The sequence below is a fragment of the Streptococcus sp. HMSC071D03 genome, assembly GCF_001812125.1.
GTDB classification, from domain to species: domain Bacteria; phylum Bacillota; class Bacilli; order Lactobacillales; family Streptococcaceae; genus Streptococcus; species Streptococcus pseudopneumoniae_N.
This window is the reverse complement of record NZ_KV807691.1, coordinates 1-20,409: the sequence shown is the minus strand read 5'-3', so window position 1 is coordinate 20,409 and position 20,409 is coordinate 1. Positions and strand designations below refer to the sequence as shown.

The 20,409-nt window shown below is 37.6% G+C and carries 15 protein-coding genes; 14 read left to right on the top strand and 1 reads right to left on the bottom strand.

Annotated features, from left to right (window positions below):
• Positions 1-271 precede the first annotated feature (271 nt).
• On the top strand, positions 272-6,862 hold the full coding sequence (locus HMPREF2837_RS00410) for a S8 family peptidase (protein WP_049549321.1): 6,591 nt from the start codon (positions 272-274) through the stop codon (positions 6,860-6,862).
• A gap of 348 nt (positions 6,863-7,210) precedes the next feature.
• On the opposite strand, the gene ald is transcribed toward HMPREF2837_RS00410, so the two are convergent.
• Positions 7,211-8,323, bottom strand: coding sequence for an alanine dehydrogenase (ald, locus tag HMPREF2837_RS00405; RefSeq protein ID WP_049549322.1), 1,113 nt, complete (start codon positions 8,321-8,323; stop codon positions 7,211-7,213).
• 168 nt (positions 8,324-8,491) lie between these two features.
• Between ald and HMPREF2837_RS00400 the strand changes: the two genes are divergently transcribed.
• From HMPREF2837_RS00400 to HMPREF2837_RS00340, 13 genes are all read left to right on the top strand, one after another.
• Positions 8,492-9,061 carry a GNAT family N-acetyltransferase gene (locus HMPREF2837_RS00400; RefSeq protein WP_049549323.1) on the top strand — a complete coding sequence of 190 codons (570 nt, stop codon included), beginning with the start codon at positions 8,492-8,494 and terminating at the stop codon, positions 9,059-9,061.
• Positions 9,062-9,126: 65 nt separating this feature from the next.
• Positions 9,127-9,768, top strand: a complete 642-nt coding sequence (locus HMPREF2837_RS00395) for a helix-hairpin-helix domain-containing protein (protein ID WP_049549324.1) — start codon at positions 9,127-9,129, stop codon at positions 9,766-9,768.
• A complete protein-coding gene (locus HMPREF2837_RS00390) occupies positions 9,752-11,962 on the top strand; it encodes a ComEC/Rec2 family competence protein (RefSeq protein WP_049549325.1) in 2,211 nt (736 codons plus the stop codon). The genes HMPREF2837_RS00395 and HMPREF2837_RS00390 overlap by 17 nt, the downstream gene beginning before the upstream one ends.
• Before the next feature lie 125 nt (positions 11,963-12,087).
• Complete coding sequence (locus tag HMPREF2837_RS00385; protein ID WP_049549326.1) at positions 12,088-13,374, top strand: peptidase U32 family protein; 1,287 nt, start codon at positions 12,088-12,090, stop codon at positions 13,372-13,374.
• Positions 13,375-13,387: 13 nt separating this feature from the next.
• Entirely contained in the window at positions 13,388-13,699 is a 312-nt protein-coding gene (locus HMPREF2837_RS00380; protein ID WP_049549327.1) for a CHY zinc finger protein, read from the top strand.
• A gap of 229 nt (positions 13,700-13,928) precedes the next feature.
• On the top strand, positions 13,929-14,129 hold the full coding sequence (locus HMPREF2837_RS00375; protein WP_001054552.1) for a F0F1 ATP synthase subunit C: 201 nt from the start codon (positions 13,929-13,931) through the stop codon (positions 14,127-14,129).
• A 34-nt stretch (positions 14,130-14,163) separates the two neighbouring features.
• On the top strand, positions 14,164-14,877 hold the full coding sequence (gene atpB / locus HMPREF2837_RS00370) for a F0F1 ATP synthase subunit A (RefSeq protein WP_000392856.1): 714 nt from the start codon (positions 14,164-14,166) through the stop codon (positions 14,875-14,877).
• 13 nt (positions 14,878-14,890) lie between these two features.
• Entirely contained in the window at positions 14,891-15,385 is a 495-nt protein-coding gene (gene atpF / locus HMPREF2837_RS00365) for a F0F1 ATP synthase subunit B (protein WP_049549328.1), read from the top strand.
• Positions 15,385-15,921 carry a F0F1 ATP synthase subunit delta gene (locus HMPREF2837_RS00360; RefSeq protein WP_049549329.1) on the top strand — a complete coding sequence of 179 codons (537 nt, stop codon included), beginning with the start codon at positions 15,385-15,387 and terminating at the stop codon, positions 15,919-15,921. The genes atpF and HMPREF2837_RS00360 overlap by 1 nt, the downstream gene beginning before the upstream one ends.
• Positions 15,922-15,935: 14 nt before the next feature.
• Entirely contained in the window at positions 15,936-17,441 is a 1,506-nt protein-coding gene (gene atpA / locus HMPREF2837_RS00355) for a F0F1 ATP synthase subunit alpha (protein ID WP_000996628.1), read from the top strand.
• Between the two features lie 15 nt (positions 17,442-17,456).
• A complete protein-coding gene (locus HMPREF2837_RS00350) occupies positions 17,457-18,335 on the top strand; it encodes a F0F1 ATP synthase subunit gamma (RefSeq protein WP_049549330.1) in 879 nt (292 codons plus the stop codon).
• 191 nt (positions 18,336-18,526) lie between these two features.
• Entirely contained in the window at positions 18,527-19,933 is a 1,407-nt protein-coding gene (atpD, locus tag HMPREF2837_RS00345; RefSeq protein ID WP_075230498.1) for a F0F1 ATP synthase subunit beta, read from the top strand.
• 10 nt (positions 19,934-19,943) lie between these two features.
• A complete protein-coding gene (locus HMPREF2837_RS00340; protein ID WP_049503620.1) occupies positions 19,944-20,363 on the top strand; it encodes a F0F1 ATP synthase subunit epsilon in 420 nt (139 codons plus the stop codon).
• The last annotated feature ends 46 nt before the right edge of the window (positions 20,364-20,409 follow it).

The window sequence follows — 20,409 nt, the reverse complement described above, 5'->3', positions numbered from 1 at the left end:
TGGTGTGAATGTGCTTATAATGTATTCCAGTTAAACACGAAAGCTTTGGACTTTATGAAATTAACATACGTTAATAAAAAAATTAACCCGTATTAATTTTTCTTGACTTAAATTTTTTTAATTGATATACTATTTTCAGAGAGTTAACAATTATATATAAATGCACTACTCTATTTCCTAGATAATACTTAGTAAAACTTTTTATAACAAAGGCTAGCAAAGTTAAAGTTTTCTATCTATTGGAAGTTAAATAAATATGTAAGGAATTAAAATGAAAAAAAGTACAGTATTGTCATTAACCACAGCTGCAGTTATTTTAGCAGCATATGTCCCTAATGAGGTAGTTTTAGCAGATACACCTAGTTCTGAAGATTCTTTAAAAATATCTGATAAAGAAACAGTAGTAGGTAAACAAAAAGAAAACAAAGAAAAACTTGAAGATATTCATAATGCTATAGAAACTTCAAAGGATACTGAAGAGAAGAAAACAACGGTTATTGAGGAAAAAGAAGTTGTTAGTAAAGAATCTGTGATAGATAACAAAACTAGCAATGAAGAAAAAATCAAAGAAGATTCCAATCAATCCCAAGAAGATTCCAATCAATCCCAAGAAGATAAAGCGGACTCGTCTGCAAGTAAAGACCCAGAAAGTCCCAAAAAAGAGGATAAACTTGTCTATATTGCTGAATTTAAAGATAAAGAATCTGGAGAAAAAGCAATCAAGGAATTATCCAATCTTAAGGATACAAAAGTTTTATATACTTATGATACGGTTTTTAATGGTGTTGCAATAGAAACAACTCCAGATAATCTGGACAAAATTAAACTAATAGAGGGTATCTCATCGGTTGAACGATCACAAAAAGTCCAGCCAATGATGAATCATGCTAGAAAGGAAATTGGAGTTGAAGAGGCAATTGATTACCTAAAGTCTATCAATGCTCCATTTGGTAAAAATTTTGATGGTAGAGGTATGGTCATTTCAAATATCGATACGGGGACAGATTATAGGCATAAGGCCATGAGGATTGATGATGACGCTAAAGACTCAATGAAATTTAAAAAAGAAGACTTAAAAGGTACTGATAAAAATTTCTGGTTGAGTGATAAAATCCCTCATGCGTTCAATTATTATAATGGTGGTAAAATCACTGTAGAAAAAGCTGATGATGGAAGCGATTATTTTGATCCACATGGGATGCATATTGCAGGGATTCTTGCAGGAAATGATACTGAAAAAGATATTAAAAACTTTAATGGAATAGATGGAATTGCTCCTAATGCACAGATCTTCTCTTATAAAATGTACTCTGACGCAGGATCTGGGTTCGCAGGTGATGAAACAATGTTTCATGCTATTGAAGATTCGATCAAACACAATGTCGATGTTGTTTCGGTATCATCTGGCTTTACAGGAACAGGTCTTGTAGGTGAGAAATATTGGGAAGCTATTAGAGCGTTAAGAAAAGCAGGCATTCCAATGGTTGTAGCTACGGGTAACTATGCGACTTCTGCTTCAAGTTCTTCATGGGATTTAGTGGCAAATAATAATCTGAAAATGACCGACACTGGAAATGTAACGCGAACTGCAGCACATGAAGATGCGATAGCGGTCGCTTCTGCTAAAAATCAGACAGTTGAGTTTGATAAAGTCAACATAGGTGGAGAAAATTTTAAATACAGAAATATAGGGGCCTTTTTCGATAAGAATAAAATCACAACAAATGAAGACGGTTCAAAAGCTCCTAGTAAATTAAACTTTGTATATATAGGCAAAGGTCAAGATCAAGATTTGATAGGATTGGATCTTAAGGGCAAAATTGCAGTAATGGATCGAATTTATACCAAGGATTTAAAAGATGCTTTTAAAAGAGCAACGGATAAGGGCGCACGCGCCATTATGGTTGTAAATACTGTCAATTACTACAATAGAGATAATTGGACAGAGCTTCCAGCCATGGGATATGAAGCGGATGAAGGGACTAAAAGTCAAGTATTTTCAATTTCAGGAGATGATGGTGTAAAGCTATGGAACATGATTAATCCTGATAAAAAAACTGAAGTTAAAAGGAATAATAAAGAAGATTTCAAAGATAAATTGGAGCAATACTATCCAATTGATATGGCCAGCTATAATTCTAATAAACCGAATGTAGGTGACGAAAAAGAGATTGACTTTAAGTTTGCACCTGACACAGACAAAGAATTGTATAAAGAAGATGTCATAGTTCCAGCAGGATCCACATCTTGGGGACCGAGAACAGATTTACTTTTAAAGCCTGATGTCTCAGCACCAGGTAAAAATATTAAATCCACTCTCAATGTCATTAATGGGAAATCAACTTATGGTTATATGTCAGGGACTAGTATGGCAACTCCAATCGTGGCAGCTTCTACTGTTTTGATTAGACCAAAGTTAAAGGAAATGCTTGAAAGACCTGCCTTGAAAAATCTTAAGGGAGATGACAAAATAGACCTTACAAGTCTTACAAAAATAGCCCTACAAAATACTGCACGGCCTATGATGGATGCAACGTCTTGGAAAGAAAAAAGTCAATACTTTGCATCACCTAGACAACAGGGAGCAGGCTTAATTAATGTTGCTAATGCTTTGAGAAATGAAGTTGTAGCTACTTTTAAAAACACGGATTCTAAAGGTTTGGTAAACTCTTATGGTTCTATTTCTCTTAAAGAAATAAAAGGAGATAAAAAATACTTTACAATTAAGCTTCACAATACATCAAACAGACCTTTAACCTTTAAAGTTTCAGCATCAGCAGTAACTACAGATGCTCTAACTGATAGACTAAAACTGGATGAAACATACAAAGATGAAAAATCTCCAGATGGGAAGCAAATTGTTCCAGAAATCCACCCAGAAAAAGTCAAAGGAGCAAATATCACATTTGAGCATGACACTTTCACTATAGGCCCAAATTCTAGCTTTGATTTAAATGCGGTTATAAATGTTGGGGAGGCTAAAAACAAAAATAAATTTGTAGAATCATTTATTCATTTTGAGTCTTTGGAAGAAATGGAAGCTCTAAACTCTAACGGGAAGAAAATAAACTTCCAACCTTCTTTATCGATGCCTCTAATGGGATTTGCTGGGAATTGGAACCACGAACCAATCCTTGATAAATGGGCCTGGGAAGAAGGTTCAAAATCAAAAACAATGGAAGGTTATGATGATGATGGTAAACCAAAAATTCCAGGAACCTTAAATAAGGGAATTGGTGGAGAACATGGTATAGATAAATTTAATCCAGCAGGAGTTATACAAAATAGAAAAGATAAAAATACAACATCCCTAGATCAAAATCCAGAATTATTTGCTTTCAATAACGAAGGGATCAACGCACCATCATCAAGTGGTTCTAATATTGCTAAAATTTATCCTTTAGATTCAAATGGAAATCCTCAAGATGCTCAACTTGAGAGAGGATTAACACCTTCTCCACTTGTATTAAGAAGTGCAGAAGAAGGATTAATTTCAATAGTAAATACAAATAAAGAGGGAGAAAATCAAAGAGATTTAAAAGTCATTTCGAGAGAACACTTTATTAAAGGAATTTTAAACTCTAAGAGAAATGATGCAAAGGGAATCAAATCTTCTAAACTAAAGGTTTGGGGTGACTTGAAGTGGGATGGACTCATTTATAACCCTAGAGGTAGGGAAGAAAATGCACCAGAGAGCAAGGATAACCAAGATCCAGCTACTAGGATAAGAGGTCAATTTGAACCGATTGCAGAAGGTCAATATTTCTATAAATTTAAATATAGATTAACCAAGGATTACCCATGGCAGGTTTCCTATATTCCTGTAAAAATTGATAACACAGCTCCTAAGATTGTTTCAATTGATTTTTCAAATCCTGAAAAAATTAAGTTGATTACAAAGGATACTTATCACAAGGTAAAAGATCAATACAAGAATGAAACCCTATTTGCTAGAGATCAGAAAGAACATCCTGAAAAATTTGACGAGATTGCCAACGAAGTTTGGTATGCAGGAGCCGCTCTGGTTAATGAAGACGGAGAGGTTGAGAAAAATCTTGAAGTAACTTATGCAGGTGAGGGTCAAGGAAGAAATAGAAAACTTGACAAAGACGGAAATACCATTTATGAAATTAGTGGGGCAGGAGATTTAAGAGGAAAGATCATTGAAGTCATTGCACTAGATGGCTCTAGCAATTTCACAAAGATTCATAGAATTAAATTTGCTGATCATGCTGATGAAAAGGGGATGATTTCCTATTATCTAGTAGATCCTGATCAGGATTCATCTAAATATCAAAAGCTTGGCGAGATTGCCGAATCTAAATTTAAAAATTTAGAAAATAGAAAAGAGGATAGTCTTAAAAAAGATACAACTGAGGAAGAAAATCATCAAGACAATGAAGAGTCTATCGAAGAAAAATCTAGCTTTACTATTCATAAAACTATTTCAACAATTAGAGATTTTGAAAGCAAAGACTTGAAGAAACTCATTAAAAAGAAATTTAGAGAAGTTGATGACTTTACAAGTGAAACTGGTAAGAGAACAGAAGAATACGATTATAAATACGATGATAAGGGAAATATCATTGCTTATGACGATGGTAGTGCCTTAGAATATGAAACTGAAAAACTTGATGAAATCAAATCAAAAATTTATGGTGTTCTAAACCCGTCTAAAGATGGACACTTTGAAATTCTTGGAAAGATAAGTAATGTTTCTAAAAATGCCAAGGTATATTATGGTAATAACTATAAATCGATAGAAATCAAAACGACCAAGTATGATTCCCACTCAAAAACGATGACATTTGATTTATACGCTAATATTAATGATATTGTGGATGGATTAGCTTTTGCAGGAGATATGAGATTCTTTGTTAAAGATGATGATCAGATAAAAGCTGAAACGAAGATTAGAATGCCTGAAAAAAATAAGGAAACTAAAACAGAATATCCCTATGCATCAAGTTATGGGAATGTAATAGAATTAGGAGAAGGTGATCTTTCAAAGAACAAACCAAACAATTTAACTGAAATGGAATCTGGTAAAATCTATTCTGATTCAGAAAAACAACAATATCTATTAAAGGATAATATCATTCTGAGAAAAGGATATGCACTAAAAGTGACTACCTATAATCCTGGAAAAACGGATATGTTAGAAGGAAATGGAGTCTATAGCAAGGAAGATATAGCAAAAATACAAAAGGCCAATCCTAATCTAAGAGTCCTATCAGAAAAAATAATTTATGCTGATAGTAGAAATGTTGAAGATGGAAGAAGTACTCAATCAGTATTAATGTCGGCTTTGGACGGCTTTAACATTGTAAGGTATCAAGTCTTTACCTTTAAAATGAATGATAAAGGGGAGGCAATCGATAAAGATGGAAATCTTGTAACAGATACTTCTAAACTTGTATTATTTGGTAAGGATGGTAAAGAGTACACAGGAGAAGATAAGTCCAATGTAGAAGCTATAAAAGAAGATGGCTCTACGTTATTTATTGATGCAAAACCAGTAAACCTTTCAATGGACAAGAACTACTTTAATCCATCTAAATCTAATAAAATTTATGTACGAAATCCAGAATTTTATTTAAAAGGTAAGATTTCTGATAAGGGTGGTTTTAACTGGGAGTTGAGAGTTAATGAATCGGTTGTAGATAATTATTTAATCTACGGAGATTTACACATTGATAACACTAGAGATTTTAACATTAAGCTTAATGTTAAAGACGGTGACATCATGGACTGGGGAATGAAAGACTATAAAGCAAACGGATTCCCAGATAAGGTAACAGATATGGATGGAAATGTTTATCTTCAAACTGGCTATAGCGATTTGAATGCGAAAGCGGTTGGAGTACACTATCAATTTTTATATGATAATGTTAAACCAGAAGTAAACATTGATCCTAAGGGAAATACTAGTATTGAATATGCTGACGGAAAATCTGTAGTCTTTAATATCAATGATAAAAGAAATAATGGATTTGATGGTGAGATTCAAGAAAAACATATTTATGTAAATGGAAAAGAATACAAATCATTTGATGATATTAAACAACTAACAGATAAGACACTAAATATTAAGATTGTTGCAAAAGATTTTGCAAGAAATACGACCGTAAAAGAATTCATTTTAAACAAAGATACGGGAGAGGTAAGCGAATTAAAACCTCATACGGTGACTGTGACCATTCAAAATGGAAAAGAAATGAGTTCAACGATAGTGTCGGAAGAAGATTTTATTTTACCTGTCTATAAGGGGGAATTAGAAAAAGGCTATCAATTTGATGGCTGGGAAATTTCTGGTATCGAAGGTAAAAAAGACACTGGCTATGTTCTTAATTTATCAAAAGATACCCTTATAAAACCTGTATTCAAGAAAATAGAGGAGAAAAAGGAGGAGGAAAATAAACCTACTTTTGATGTATCGAAAAAGAAAGATAAGGTGCAAGCAAATCATAGTCAATTAGATGAAAATTACAAAAAGGAGGATTTACAAAGAGAAAATCATTCACACAAATCTGATTCAACTAAAGATGTCAAAACTACAGTTCCTGTACAAGTAAATTATAGTCAATTAGATGAAAGTCAAAGATCTGATTCAACTAAGGATGTTAAAGCTCCAGTTCCTGATAAAAATGATAAAAACTTTGAAAATAAGAAGGAAGTTTATCTTAATGAACCAGAGAACATAGCTAATAAACATACCAATATCGATAGTAAATCGGATACTAACAATTCTGATAGATTACCAAAAACCGGAACAGTTAGAGAAGGTTTTACACCATTCATTGCTGGAATAATGTTTATCGTAGGTGCATTTCTTGGATTGAAGAAAAAAGACCAAGATTAAGACAAAAGCTATAGATGAAAAATTGGTTTATGTACTGAGATGGTGTGATGATGAAACAGTTTTGTGAAAATAGCCATTTATAACTCAATTATTTAGTTTACTTTACTATTGGTACTCTTTTTGGATTTAGTAATGGACTTAGTTTAGAAAACTAATGAATTGATTGAAAGGGTTAGTATTGACAAATATTGATCACATTGATTAGAAACTAGAGTCTATCAAAATTTAAATTATAAACCATGACATGAGAAAACGAGCATCTCCAAGAACGGAAATGCTCGTTTTTGAGATTTAGAAGCTAGTTTTTACGTAGCATTCTATTTTTGTAGTTTTAATATGTAAATCATTTTAGACCAGTTCACTGATTGAAGTGAAGTCACGTTCCAAGCCTTCTGCAACAGGCTGGCTGGTGAGGTATCCTTGATAGGTTGTCACACCTTCAAGCAAGCCTGCGTCTTCTAGGATAGCTTTCTTAAATCCTTTTCCTGCCAAGGCTTCGATATATGGAAGAGTCACATTAGTAAGGGCAATCGTAGATGTGCGAGCAACTGCTCCAGGAATGTTAGCAACGGCATAGTGAAGAACACCGTGTTTTTCATAGACTGGTTCATCGTGAGTTGTCACACGGTCAGCTGTCGCTATAACACCACCTTGGTCAACAGCAACGTCTACGATGACAGAACCAGGACGCATTTGTTGTACCATTTCATCTGTCACCAATTTTGGAGCTTTGGCACCAGGAATCAAGACAGCACCGATAACAACGTCTGCTTCACGTACACTTGCTTCGATATTAAATGGGTTAGACATGAGGGTTTGGATTTGGTGACCAAAGACATCTTCTAGGACAGAGAGGCGTTTAGCACTGATATCAAGAATGGTTACTTGAGCTCCCAAACCTAGCGCAATGCGGGCTGCATGTGTACCAACAACACCACCACCGATGATGGTTACTTTTCCTTTTGGAACACCAGGGACACCACCGAGTAGAACTCCTGAACCACCAGCTTGTTTCGTCAAGAAATGAGCACCGATTTGGACTGCCATACGACCAGCTACCTCACTCATTGGAACAAGAAGTGGGAGTTGTCCTTGAGTATCACGGACTGTCTCATAAGCAACACCAGTTGTTTTAGCTGCAAGCATAGCATCAGCCAATTCTGGAGCCGCTGCCATATGTAAGTAGGTGAAAAGTAGTAAATCCTCACGCAAGAACTGGTACTCACTAGCAAGGGGTTCTTTTACTTTAACAACTAATTCTGCAGCCCAGGCTTCAGCAGCAGTTGCGACAATTTCTGCTCCTTGCTTTTCATAGTCAGCATCAGTAAATCCTGAACCAAGTCCAGCATTTGTTTCGATGAGGACTCGGTGACCACGACCAACAAGACTCTGTACACCAGCAGGTGTCAAAGCAACACGATTTTCATTATTTTTAATTTCCTTTGGAATTCCAATTAACATAGGATAACTCACTTTCTATTAAGCTGTTTCAATTTATGTATCACATCATTCGTCAGAGTTTTTGTGATGACTTTATTGTATATGAAACCGTTTTAAATTGCAAGAAAAACTTGTAAACCTATTTCTTTTATGTTATTCTTTTAGCAACCTATTTTGGGAGGGGCAATCATGGAATCACTATTTATCAAACTAGCGAAGCATCCAATAATCGAAACAGAACGATTAGTACTTAGACCAGTAACACTTGATGATGCAGAAGCAATGTTTGAATATGCTTCAAACCAGGAAAATACACGCTATACTTTTCCAACCAATCAAAGTTTAGAGGAAACCAAGAATAATATTGCCCAATTTTATCTAGCTAATCCCTTGGGCCGATGGGGTATTGAACTAAAAAATAGTGGAGAGTTTATCGGAACTATTGACCTGCACAAGGTTGATACTGTTCTTAAAAAGGCAGCCATTGGTTACATTATCCATCAAAAATATTGGAATCAAGGTTTGACAACTGAAGCCAATCGTGCCGTCATTGAACTGGCCTTTGAAGAAATCGGAATGAATAAGTTGACAGCCCTTCACGATAAGGATAATCCTGCGTCAGGAAAGGTCATGGAGAAATCAGGCATGCGCTTTTCTCACGAAGAACCCTATGCCAGAATGGATAATAAAGAACCGGGACGAATTGTAACACGTGTACATTATGTTTTGACCAAGGAAGACTATTTTGCAAATAAGTAAGCAGTTGAAAAGATTTTTCAGCTGTTTTTTCTTTCTCTTACGAATAAAGTAAGAGAGGAGAAAATATGGAAGAACTTATTGAGAAAATCCAAGAATATAAAATCATTGTTATCTGTGCTGGTTTGGGCTTGGTCTTAGGCGGATTTTTCCTGCTAAAGCCAGTCGCTCAAGCACCTGCTAAGGAAACAAAGGTGCAGACTGAAGTTACAGCTGTTCCAAAGGATTCGACGGATGAAAAGGAAGATGGAAATCAGAAGGAAGAAGTGGTGGGGCAAGATCTGATTACTGTCGATGTCAAAGGTGCTGTCAAATCACCTGGAATTTATGATTTACCAGTTGGAAGTCGTATCAATGATGCTGTTCAAAAAGCTGGTGGATTGACAGATAATGCTGATAGTAAGTCTATCAATCTTGCTCAGAGAATTAGTGATGAAGCACTTGTTTATGTCCCGACTAAGGAAGAAGCTACAAGCCAAGAGGCATATTCAAATGCTTCCAACACCAAAGAAAATAAGAAAGTCAACCTTAATAAAGCCAGTATAGAGGAACTGAAGCAAGTCAAAGGTTTAGGTGTTAAACGTGCTCAAGATATTATCGACCATCGTGATTCCAACGGTAAGTTTAAGTCAGTTGATGAGCTCAAAAAGGTTTCTGGTATTGGTGCAAAAACGATAGAAAAGTTAAAAGAGTATGTTACAGTGGATTAGTCGCTTTCCAATTCCAAAAATCTATCTCAGTTTTCTTTTGCTCTGGTTCTACTATGCAATTTTTTCAGCAAGTGTCTTAGCACTTTTGGGCTTTGTCTTTTTACTAGTCTGCCTCTTTTTCCAATTTCCATGGAAAACTGTGACTAAGGTCCTCTTGATTTGCAGCATATTTGGGAGTTGGTTTATTTTTCAAAAATGGCAGCAAGAAGAAGCCAATCGGAATCTTGTAGACACGGTTGATACAGTGCGAATATTACCGGATACCATCAAAGTAAATGGTGATAGCTTATCTTTTCGTGGCAAGGCTGAGGGCAGACTCTTTCAGGTCTATTATAAACTCCAGTCAGAATCTGAAAAGAAAAAATTTCAAGACTTATCTGAACTACCTGAAATAGTTTTGAAAGGCAAGTTAGCTAGTCCTCAAGGAGCCAGTAATTTTGCTGGATTTGATTATCGAAACTATCTCAAAACACAGGGGATTTATCAGACCTTAACTATATCGGAAATTGTCGAATTAAAGCAAATTTCTAGTTGGGATATAGGAGAAAATCTATCCAGTTTGCGAAGAAAAGCAGTTGTCTGGATAAAAAGGAATTTTCCTGACCCCATGCGCAATTATATGACGGGACTCTTATTAGGGCACTTGGACACAGATTTTGAGGAAATGAATGAACTCTATTCTAGCCTCGGAATTATTCACCTATTTGCTTTGTCAGGAATGCAAGTAGGATTCTTTATGAATGCTTTTAAAAAATCACTCTTACGTTTGGGCTTGACTCAAGAGAAGTTCAAATGGCTTGCCTATCCCTTTTCTTTGTTCTATGCAGGCATGACAGGTTTTTCAGCATCTGTGATTAGAAGTCTTTTACAAAAGATCTTGGCTCAGCATGGCTTTAAGTCACTGGATAATTTTGCTTTGACAATTCTTATTCTATTTTTAATCATGCCGAACTTTTTCTTAACAGCTGGAGGGGTTCTTTCCTGTGCTTATGCCTTTATCCTGACAATGACTGGTGAGGAAGTAGCAGGGATAAAAGGACTGGTTAGGGAGAGTTGTATTATTTCCTTGGGAATTCTGCCAATTTTATCTTTTTATTTTTCAGAATTTCAACCGTGGTCTATTCTCCTAACTTTTGCCTTTTCTTTCTTATTTGATATGGTCTTGTTGCCACTTTTATCGATTCTCTTCTGTCTGTCATTTGTATATCCCATCACCCAGTTCAACTTTCTCTTTGAATGGCTAGAAAATATCATACGCTATATTTCTCAGCTATCTACTAGGCCCCTTGTTTTCGGCCAACCGAGTCTTTGGATTTTAATCCTTCTTTTGATTACTTTAGCTCTCATCTATGACTATCGAAAGAATTTGAAAAAACTATCTATGCTTGTCATAGTTGCCATCTCATTCTTTTTAGTAACCAAACATCCACTAGAGAATGAAATCACAGTCCTAGATATGGAACAGGGACGAAGCATTTTCCTAAGAGACATGACAGGGAAGACCATACTACTGGATGTTGGTGAAAAGCTAGCAGTTGAAAAGAAAGAAGTCTGGCAGGAGAAAGCTATTACCAGCAATGCCAAACGTAGTTTAATTCCTTATCTGAAAAGTCGAGGAGTGGCCAAGATTGATCAGCTGGTTCTAACGACTAGTGATACTAAACAGTTAGATCATGTGTTAGAAATCAGTAAAGCCGTCGAGCTTGGAGAGATTCTAGTAACTGAAGAAACTTTATCTAAGAGAGAATTTATGGATAAGCTGAAGGAGAGCAAAGTCAAGGTAGGTGCTATCAAAACAGGACAGCAGTTACCTATTTTTGGGAATAGTTTAGAAGTTATCGCTACCCAAAATAAGGATAAAAATGATTCAATTACAATGTATGGAAAGTTACTAAACCAAACCTTTCTAGTTACTGGAAATATAGAGGAGAAGTTTTTAACGAGTCATTATCCAAAACTCCAAGCAGATGTAGTGATAACTCATCAGCAAGCATCGAAGAAAAAGACAGATATCGAAATCTTCAAAAATGTACACCCTAAAATCACGGTCATTTCGGTAGACAAGAAGAAAAAAATCAAAGAAAAAAATGCGGAAAGTAACCAAGAACTTGGGAATTCGATATATCAAACGAATCAAAAGGGCGCCATTCGTTTCAAGGGATGGACTACTTGGAATGTTGAAACTGTTCAATAACGTTTTCAGAGAAAACTAAACATTAAAATTGTCTAAACAATCATTCAAGGCTTGATTTTGAACCCTGTTTACTATAAAATGGTTAAGATTGGTGTCAAACTTTTATATTGCAAATAGGAGAAAAAATGACAAAAACTTTGAAACGTCCTGAGGTTCTATCACCTGCAGGAACACTAGAAAAACTAAAAGTAGCTGTTCAATACGGAGCAGATGCTGTCTTTATCGGTGGTCAGGCCTATGGTCTTCGTAGCCGCGCGGGTAACTTCACTTTCGAACAGATGGAAGAAGGAGTACAGTTCGCGGCTAAGTATGGAGCTAGGGTATATGTGGCTGCCAATATGGTTATGCACGAGGGAAATGAAGAAGGTGCCGGAGAATGGTTCCGTAAGTTGCGTGATATTGGCATTGCAGCGGTTATTGTTTCTGACCCTGCCTTAATCATGATTGCTGCAACAGAAGCACCAGGACTTGAAATCCACCTTTCAACACAAGCTAGTGCGACCAACTATGAAACTCTTGAATTCTGGAAAGAACTTGGATTGACTCGTGTCGTTTTGGCGCGTGAGGTTTCTATGGAAGAATTGGCAGAAATTCGCAAACGTACAGACGTTGAGATTGAAGCTTTTGTACATGGAGCTATGTGTATCTCATATTCTGGCCGTTGTACCCTTTCTAACCACATGAGTATGCGTGATGCCAACCGTGGTGGATGTTCACAATCTTGCCGTTGGAAATATGACCTTTACGATATGCCATTTGGTAAAGAGCGTAAGAGTCTCAAGGGAGAAATTCCTGAAGAATTTTCAATGTCAGCCGTTGATATGTCTATGATTGATCATATCCCAGATATGATTGAAAATGGTGTGGACAGTCTTAAAATTGAAGGTCGTATGAAGTCTATTCACTATGTTTCAACAGTTACAAACTGCTACAAGGCTGCCGTTGATGCCTACCTCGAAAGTCCTGAAAAGTTTGAAGCTATCAAGCAAGACTTGATTGATGAAATGTGGAAGGTGGCCCAACGTGAATTGGCCACAGGTTTCTACTACGGGACACCATCTGAAAATGAACAACTGTTCGGTGCTCGTCGTAAGATTCCAGAATACAAATTTGTTGCTGAAGTAGTAGCTTATGATGATGCAACACAAACAGCAACTATTCGCCAACGTAACGTTATCAACGAAGGAGACCAAGTTGAGTTTTATGGCCCAGGTTTCCGCCATTTTGAAACTTATATCGAAGACCTTCATGATGCTAAAGGTAATAAAATTGACCGTGCACCAAATCCAATGGAACTTTTAACCATCAAGGTTCCACAACCAGTACAAGCAGGTGATATGGTCCGTGCTTTGAAAGAAGGCTTGATCAATCTTTACAAAGAAGATGGAACAAGCGTCACAGTTCGTGCCTAGATAAGGAAAAATCATGGTTCAAGCTCATGGATTACTAGTAGATGATGAAAGCAGATGTGTTCATTACCATAGTGATAAAGATATCGTAGCGCTCCAGTGTTATGAGTGTAAGAAATACTATGCCTGTTATCAGTGTCACAATGCGCTAGAGGAGCACACATTTTCTCCATACCCTTTAAGACTTAAACAGGATAAACCTATCTTATGTGGTTTCTGTAAGAAGAACCTAACTTATGAGGAGTATAGAGAAAAGGGGAGCTGTCCTTATTGTGCAGCACTCTTTAATCCAGCTTGCCAGAGCCACCATTCCTATTATTTTAAATAAGAAACGATAAATCCAGGTTGTAAAACTTGGATTTTTATTTTCAGAAAAACAGGAAAGATAAGGAAAACAATCTGAAAAGACCTTAAAATTTTCTATATAATTGACTTGAAAATCGGAAAAATAGAAATAAATGATTAGAAACGCTTTCAATGCTAGTAAAAAGTTGACAAAAGCAAATTTTAGGACTAAACTAGGGAAGTAAATTTAATTTAAAAAAGGAGAATTCGTCATGAATTTAACATTTTTCGGTCTATGTCTTGCCTGTATGGGTGTATCTCTTGCAGAAGGATTTTTGATGAACGGTTTGTTCAAATCTGCAGCACGCCAACCAGATATCATCCCTCAATTGCGTAGTTTGATGATCATGGGGATTGCCTTTATCGAAGGAACATTCTTTGTAACTCTCGTATTTTCATTTATCATCAAATAAAGAGAAGTATAAAATGGAAAAGGGAGGATTCTAGATGGAAGAAAGTATCAATCCAACCATCAATATTGGTCCTGTTACCTTTGATTTAACCTTGACAGCATTAACTTTGTTGTCTGTGGCACTTATTTTTGGCTTTATCTATTGGGCAAGTCGTAATATGACTGTAAAACCCAAAGGAAAGCAAAATGTACTCGAGTATCTCTATGACTTTGTAGTCGGATTTACAGAACCAAACGTAGGTTCACGGTACATGAAAGATTACTCACTCTTTTACTTGTGTTTATTTCTTTTTATGGTTATCGCAAATAATCTTGGTTTGATGGCGAAACTTCAAACTACAGATGGGACAAACCTTTGGACATCGCCAACAGCAAATCTCCAGTTTGACTTGGCCTTGTCATTCGGAATTATCCTGATGACCCATATTGAAGGAATTCGTCGTCGCGGTGTTAAAAAATATCTAAAAGGTTTTGTAACCCCAGGTTTCATGACACCGATGAATCTCCTTGAAGAAGTCACGAATTTCCTTTCACTTGCTTTGCGGGTGTTCGGGAATATCTTTGCCGGAGAAGTGATGGCAAGCCTGCTTATTACTCTCTCTCATCAGGCACTTTATTGGTATCCAGTCGCATTTGTTACCAATCTTGTCTGGACGGCATTTTCTGTGTTTATTTCCTGTGTTCAGGCCTATGTATTCACAGTCTTGTCTTCTATGTATCTAGGAAATAAAATTAATGATGAAGAGTAGAAAGGAGTAAATGATGCACGTAACAGTAGGTGAATTGATTGGTAACTTTATTTTAATTGCTGGCTCTTTTATCCTTTTGATCGTCTTAGTCAAAAAATTCGCATGGTCAAACTTGACAACTGTCTTCGAAGAACGCGCTGAAAAGATCGCTGCTGATATTGATGGTGCTGAACAAGCTCGTCAAAAAGCAGAAACTCTTGCTCAAAAGCGTGAAGATGAATTAGCAGGTAGCCGAAGCGAAGCTAAAACTATCATCGAGAATGCCAAGGAGACAGCTGAAAAGAGCAAATCAGATATTCTAGCTGAAGCTAAGCTAGAAGCTGGTCGCTTGAAAGAAAAAGCTAACCAAGAAATTGCGCAAAACAAAGCTGAGGCTTTACAAAGCGTTAAAGGTGAGGTAGCAGATTTGACAGTTAGTCTAGCTGGGAAAATCATCTCACAAAACCTTGACGGTCATGCCCATAAAGAACTCATTGATCAGTATATCGATCAGCTAGGAGAAGCTTAATGGACAAAAAGACAGTAAAGGTAATTGAAAAATACAGCATGCCTTTTGTCCAATTGGTGATTGAAAAAGGAGAAGAAGATTCTATCTTCTCAGACTTGACCCAGATTAAGCAAGTCGCTGAAGAAACAGACTTGCCTTCTTTTTTGGCTCAGGTGGATGTGGATGAGTCTGACAAGGAAAAAACAGTCAGTTATTTCCAAGATTCTGCATCGCCATTATTACAAAACTTCATTCAAGTTCTGTTGTACAATCATCGATCAAATCTTTTTTATGATGTGATTGTAGATTGTTTAAACCGTCTTGAGAGAGAAACCAATCGTTTTGAAGTAACGATTATGTCTGCTCATCCTCTAACGGATGAACAAAAAGAACGTTTGCTTCCAATTATAGAGAAAAAGATGTCTTTAAAAGTGCGTAGCATTAAAGAAGAAATCGACGATAGTTTAATCGGTGGTTTTGTTATTATCGCCAATCACAAGACAATTGATGTTAGTATTAAACAACAACTTAAAGTTGTTAAGGAAAATTTGAAATAGAAAGTGGTGTTCTTTTGGCAATTAACGCACAAGAAATCAGCGCTTTAATTAAGCAACAAATTGAAAATTTCAAACCCAATTTTGATGTAACTGAAACTGGTGTTGTAACCTACATCGGGGACGGAATTGCGCGTGCTCATGGCCTTGAAAATGCCATGAGTGGAGAGTTGTTGATTTTTGAAAACGGCTCTTATGGTATGGCGCAAAACTTAGAATCAACAGATGTTGGTATTATCATCCTTGGAGACTTTACAGATATCCGCGAAGGCGACACCATTCGTCGTACAGGAAAAATCATGGAAGTTCCAGTTGGTGATAGCTTGATTGGACGTGTCGTGGATCCACTTGGTCGTCCTGTAGACGGACTTGGTCCAATCGACACAAACAAGACTCGTCCAGTTGAAGCACCAGCACCTGGGGTAATGCAACGTAAATCAGTATCAGAACCATTGCAAACTGGTTTGAAAGCTATTGATGCCCTTGTTCCAATCGGTCGTGGTCAACGTGAGTTGATTATCGGTGACCGTCAAACAGGGAAAACCACCATCGCTATCGATGCAATCTTGAACCAAAAAGGTCAAGATATGATCTGTATCTATGTAGCGATTGGTCAAAAAGAATCAACAGTTCGTACACAAGTAGAAACACTTCGCCAGTATGGAGCCTTGGATTACACAATTGTCGTGACAGCGTCAGCTTCACAACCTTCACCATTGCTTTTCCTTGCACCTTATGCAGGGGTTGCTATGGCCGAAGAATTTATGTACCAAGGTAAGCATGTCTTGATCGTTTATGATGACTTATCTAAACAAGCGGTAGCTTATCGTGAACTTTCTCTCTTGCTCCGTCGTCCACCAGGTCGTGAAGCCTTCCCAGGGGATGTCTTCTATCTTCACAGTCGTCTACTTGAGCGTTCTGCTAAAGTTTCGGATGAATTGGGTGGTGGATCTATCACAGCTCTTCCATTTATCGAGACGCAAGCAGGAGATATCTCAGCCTATATCGCCACAAACGTAATCTCTATTACGGATGGACAAATCTTCCTTGGCGATGGACTCTTTAACGCGGGTATTCGTCCGGCCATTGATGCGGGTTCTTCTGTATCGCGTGTTGGTGGTTCTGCACAGATTAAAGCCATGAAGAAAGTTGCTGGTACACTCCGTATTGACCTTGCTTCATACCGTGAGTTGGAAGCCTTCACTAAATTTGGTTCTGACTTGGATGCGGCTACTCAGGCTAAATTGAACCGTGGTCGTCGTACTGTAGAAGTATTGAAACAACCTGTTCACAAACCATTACCTGTTGAGAAACAAGTTACTATTCTCTATGCTTTAACACATGGTTTCTTGGATACAATTCCTGTAGACGATATCGTTCGTTTCGAAGAAGAGTTCCATATGTTCTTTGATGCTCAACATCCTGAAATTTTGGAAACCATTCGTGAAACAAAAGACTTGCCAGATGAAGCAGTCTTGGATGCTGCGATTACTGAGTTTCTCAATCAATCAAGCTTCCAATAAGAATAGAGGTGTCAGATGGCAGTATCTCTAAATGATATTAAAACAAAAATCGCCTCAACAAAAAATACTAGTCAAATCACTAACGCAATGCAGATGGTTTCTGCAGCTAAGTTAGGTCGTTCTGAAGAAGCAGCACGTAACTTCCAAGTTTATGCACAAAAAGTACGTAAACTGGTTACAGATATCCTTCACGGAGATGGCGCTGGCGGATCAACAAACCCAATGTTGATTAGTCGCCCCGTCAAAAAAACAGGCTATATCGTCATTACATCTGACCGTGGTCTTGTTGGAGGATATAATTCTTCAATCTTAAAAGCTGTCATGGAAATCCAGCAAGAATACCATCCTTCAGGTGATGATTTTGAAGTCATCTGTATTGGTGGTATGGGAGCCGATTTCTTCAAATCACGCGGTATTCAACCAATCTATGAATTGCGTGGACTTGCGAGTCAACCGAGCTTTGATGAAGTTCGTAAGATTATCTCTAAAACGATTGAAATGTATCAAAATGAACTTTTTGATGAGCTCTACGTTTGCTACAACCACCACGTAAATACATTGACAAGTCAAATGCGTGTAGAACAGATGCTTCCAATCGTGGACTTGGATCCAAATGAAGCAGATGATAACTATAGCTTGACATTTGACCTTGAAACAAGTCGTGAAGAAATCTTGGATCAATTGCTGCCACAGTTTGCAGAAAGTATGATTTATGGTGCTATTATTGATGCCAAGACAGCTGAAAATGCTGCTGGTATGACAGCCATGCAAACAGCGACTGATAATGCCAAAAAAGTGATTAATGATTTGACAATCCAGTATAACCGTGCCAGACAGGCGGCGATTACACAAGAAATCACAGAAATTGTGGCAGGAGCTAGTGCCTTAGAATAGGCTCTAGTCCAGCTCGTATGAAAATGAACTTATACTTAATGAAAATCAAAGAGCAAACTAGGAAGCTAGCCGCAGGCTGTACTTGAGTACGGCAAGGGGACGCTGACGTGGTTTGAATTTGATTTTCGAAGAGTATTAGGACCTAGTCATTCTAGGAACCGACAGTATCTTATATAGAATAGGAGAAGGAGATGAGTTCAGGTAAAATTGCTCAGGTTATCGGACCCGTTGTAGACGTTTTGTTTGCAGCTGGAGAAAAACTACCTGAGATTAACAATGCACTTGTCGTCTACAAAAATGACGAAGAGAAAACAAAAATCGTCCTTGAAGTAGCCTTAGAGTTGGGGGATGGTATGATTCGTACCATCGCCATGGAATCAACAGATGGTTTGACTCGTGGAATGGAAGTATTGGACACAGGTCGTCCAATCTCTGTACCAGTAGGTAAAGAAACCTTGGGACGTGTCTTCAATGTTTTGGGAGACACTATTGACTTGGAAGCTCCTTTTGGAGAAGATGCAGAGCGTCAGCCAATTCATAAAAAAGCACCTACTTTTGATGAGTTGTCTACCTCTTCAGAAATTTTAGAAACAGGGATTAAGGTTATCGACCTTCTTGCCCCATATCTTAAAGGTGGTAAGGTCGGGCTCTTCGGTGGTGCCGGAGTTGGTAAGACTGTCTTGATTCAAGAGTTGATTCACAACATTGCCCAAGAACACGGTGGTATTTCAGTATTTACTGGTGTTGGGGAACGTACTCGTGAAGGGAACGACTTATATTGGGAAATGAAGGAATCAGGCGTTATCGAGAAAACAGCCATGGTATTTGGTCAGATGAATGAGCCACCAGGAGCACGTATGCGTGTTGCCCTTACTGGTTTGACAATCGCTGAATACTTCCGTGATGTAGAAGGTCAAGACGTTCTTCTCTTTATTGACAACATTTTCCGTTTCACACAAGCTGGTTCAGAAGTATCTGCCCTTTTGGGCCGTATGCCATCAGCCGTTGGTTACCAACCAACTCTCGCAACAGAAATGGGTCAATTACAAGAACGGATCACTTCAACTAAGAAAGGTTCTGTAACCTCTATCCAGGCTATCTACGTGCCAGCGGATGACTATACTGATCCAGCGCCAGCAACAGCCTTCGCTCACTTGGATTCAACTACCAACTTGGAACGTAAATTGGTTCAATTGGGTATCTACCCAGCCGTTGATCCACTTGCTTCGAGCTCTCGTGCTTTAGCGCCTGAAATCGTTGGAGAAGAACACTACGCAGTTGCTGCTGAAGTTAAACGTGTCCTTCAACGTTACCATGAGTTGCAAGATATCATTGCGATCCTTGGTATGGATGAACTTTCTGATGAAGAAAAAACTTTGGTTGCTCGTGCCCGTCGTATTCAGTTCTTCCTTTCACAAAACTTCAACGTTGCGGAACAATTTACTGGTCAACCAGGTTCTTATGTTCCAGTAGCGGAAACAGTTCGTGGATTTAAGGAAATTCTTGAAGGAAAACACGATCATCTCCCAGAAGATGCCTTCCGTGGAGTAGGTTCAATCGAAGATGTTATTGCTAAGGCTGAAAAAATGGGATTTTAAGAGGTGATCTATGGCTCAGTTAACTGTCCAGATCGTGACACCAGATGGCCTCGTCTATGATCACCATGCCAGCTTTGTATCAGTTCGAACTCTGGATGGTGAGATGGGGATCTTGCCACGACATCAAAATATGATTGCGGTATTAGCAGTTGATGAAGTTAAAGTCAAACGTATTGATGATGATTCTCATGTCAACTGGATAGCAGTAAATGGAGGAATCATCGAGATTGCAAATGATGTGATTACTATCATTGCAGACTCAGCTGAGCGTGCTCGTGATATCGATATTAGCCGTGCAGAACGTGCCAAACTTCGTGCAGAACGTGAAATTGAAGAAGCACAAGACAAACACTTGATTGACCAAGAGCGTCGTGCTAAGATTGCATTACAACGTGCTATTAACCGAATCAATGTCGGAAATAAACTATAAAAAAATGAGGTTGGGACAAAAAGATCCCGACCTCACTTTTTATTAT

Excerpts from the sequence above, each read along its gene's own strand:
- HMPREF2837_RS00410 (WP_049549321.1), top strand. The coding sequence starts at position 272 with ATGAAAAAAAGTACAGTATTGTCATTAACCACAGCTGCAGTTATTTTA.
- ald (WP_049549322.1), bottom strand. The coding sequence starts at position 8,323 with ATGTTAATTGGAATTCCAAAGGAAATTAAAAATAATGAAAATCGTGTT.
- HMPREF2837_RS00400 (WP_049549323.1), top strand. The coding sequence starts at position 8,492 with ATGGAATCACTATTTATCAAACTAGCGAAGCATCCAATAATCGAAACA.
- HMPREF2837_RS00395 (WP_049549324.1), top strand. The coding sequence starts at position 9,127 with ATGGAAGAACTTATTGAGAAAATCCAAGAATATAAAATCATTGTTATC.
- HMPREF2837_RS00390 (WP_049549325.1), top strand. The coding sequence starts at position 9,752 with ATGTTACAGTGGATTAGTCGCTTTCCAATTCCAAAAATCTATCTCAGT.
- HMPREF2837_RS00385 (WP_049549326.1), top strand. The coding sequence starts at position 12,088 with ATGACAAAAACTTTGAAACGTCCTGAGGTTCTATCACCTGCAGGAACA.
- HMPREF2837_RS00380 (WP_049549327.1), top strand. The coding sequence starts at position 13,388 with ATGGTTCAAGCTCATGGATTACTAGTAGATGATGAAAGCAGATGTGTT.
- HMPREF2837_RS00375 (WP_001054552.1), top strand. The coding sequence starts at position 13,929 with ATGAATTTAACATTTTTCGGTCTATGTCTTGCCTGTATGGGTGTATCT.
- atpB (WP_000392856.1), top strand. The coding sequence starts at position 14,164 with ATGGAAGAAAGTATCAATCCAACCATCAATATTGGTCCTGTTACCTTT.
- atpF (WP_049549328.1), top strand. The coding sequence starts at position 14,891 with ATGCACGTAACAGTAGGTGAATTGATTGGTAACTTTATTTTAATTGCT.
- HMPREF2837_RS00360 (WP_049549329.1), top strand. The coding sequence starts at position 15,385 with ATGGACAAAAAGACAGTAAAGGTAATTGAAAAATACAGCATGCCTTTT.
- HMPREF2837_RS00350 (WP_049549330.1), top strand. The coding sequence starts at position 17,457 with ATGGCAGTATCTCTAAATGATATTAAAACAAAAATCGCCTCAACAAAA.
- atpD (WP_075230498.1), top strand. The coding sequence starts at position 18,527 with ATGAGTTCAGGTAAAATTGCTCAGGTTATCGGACCCGTTGTAGACGTT.
- HMPREF2837_RS00340 (WP_049503620.1), top strand. The coding sequence starts at position 19,944 with ATGGCTCAGTTAACTGTCCAGATCGTGACACCAGATGGCCTCGTCTAT.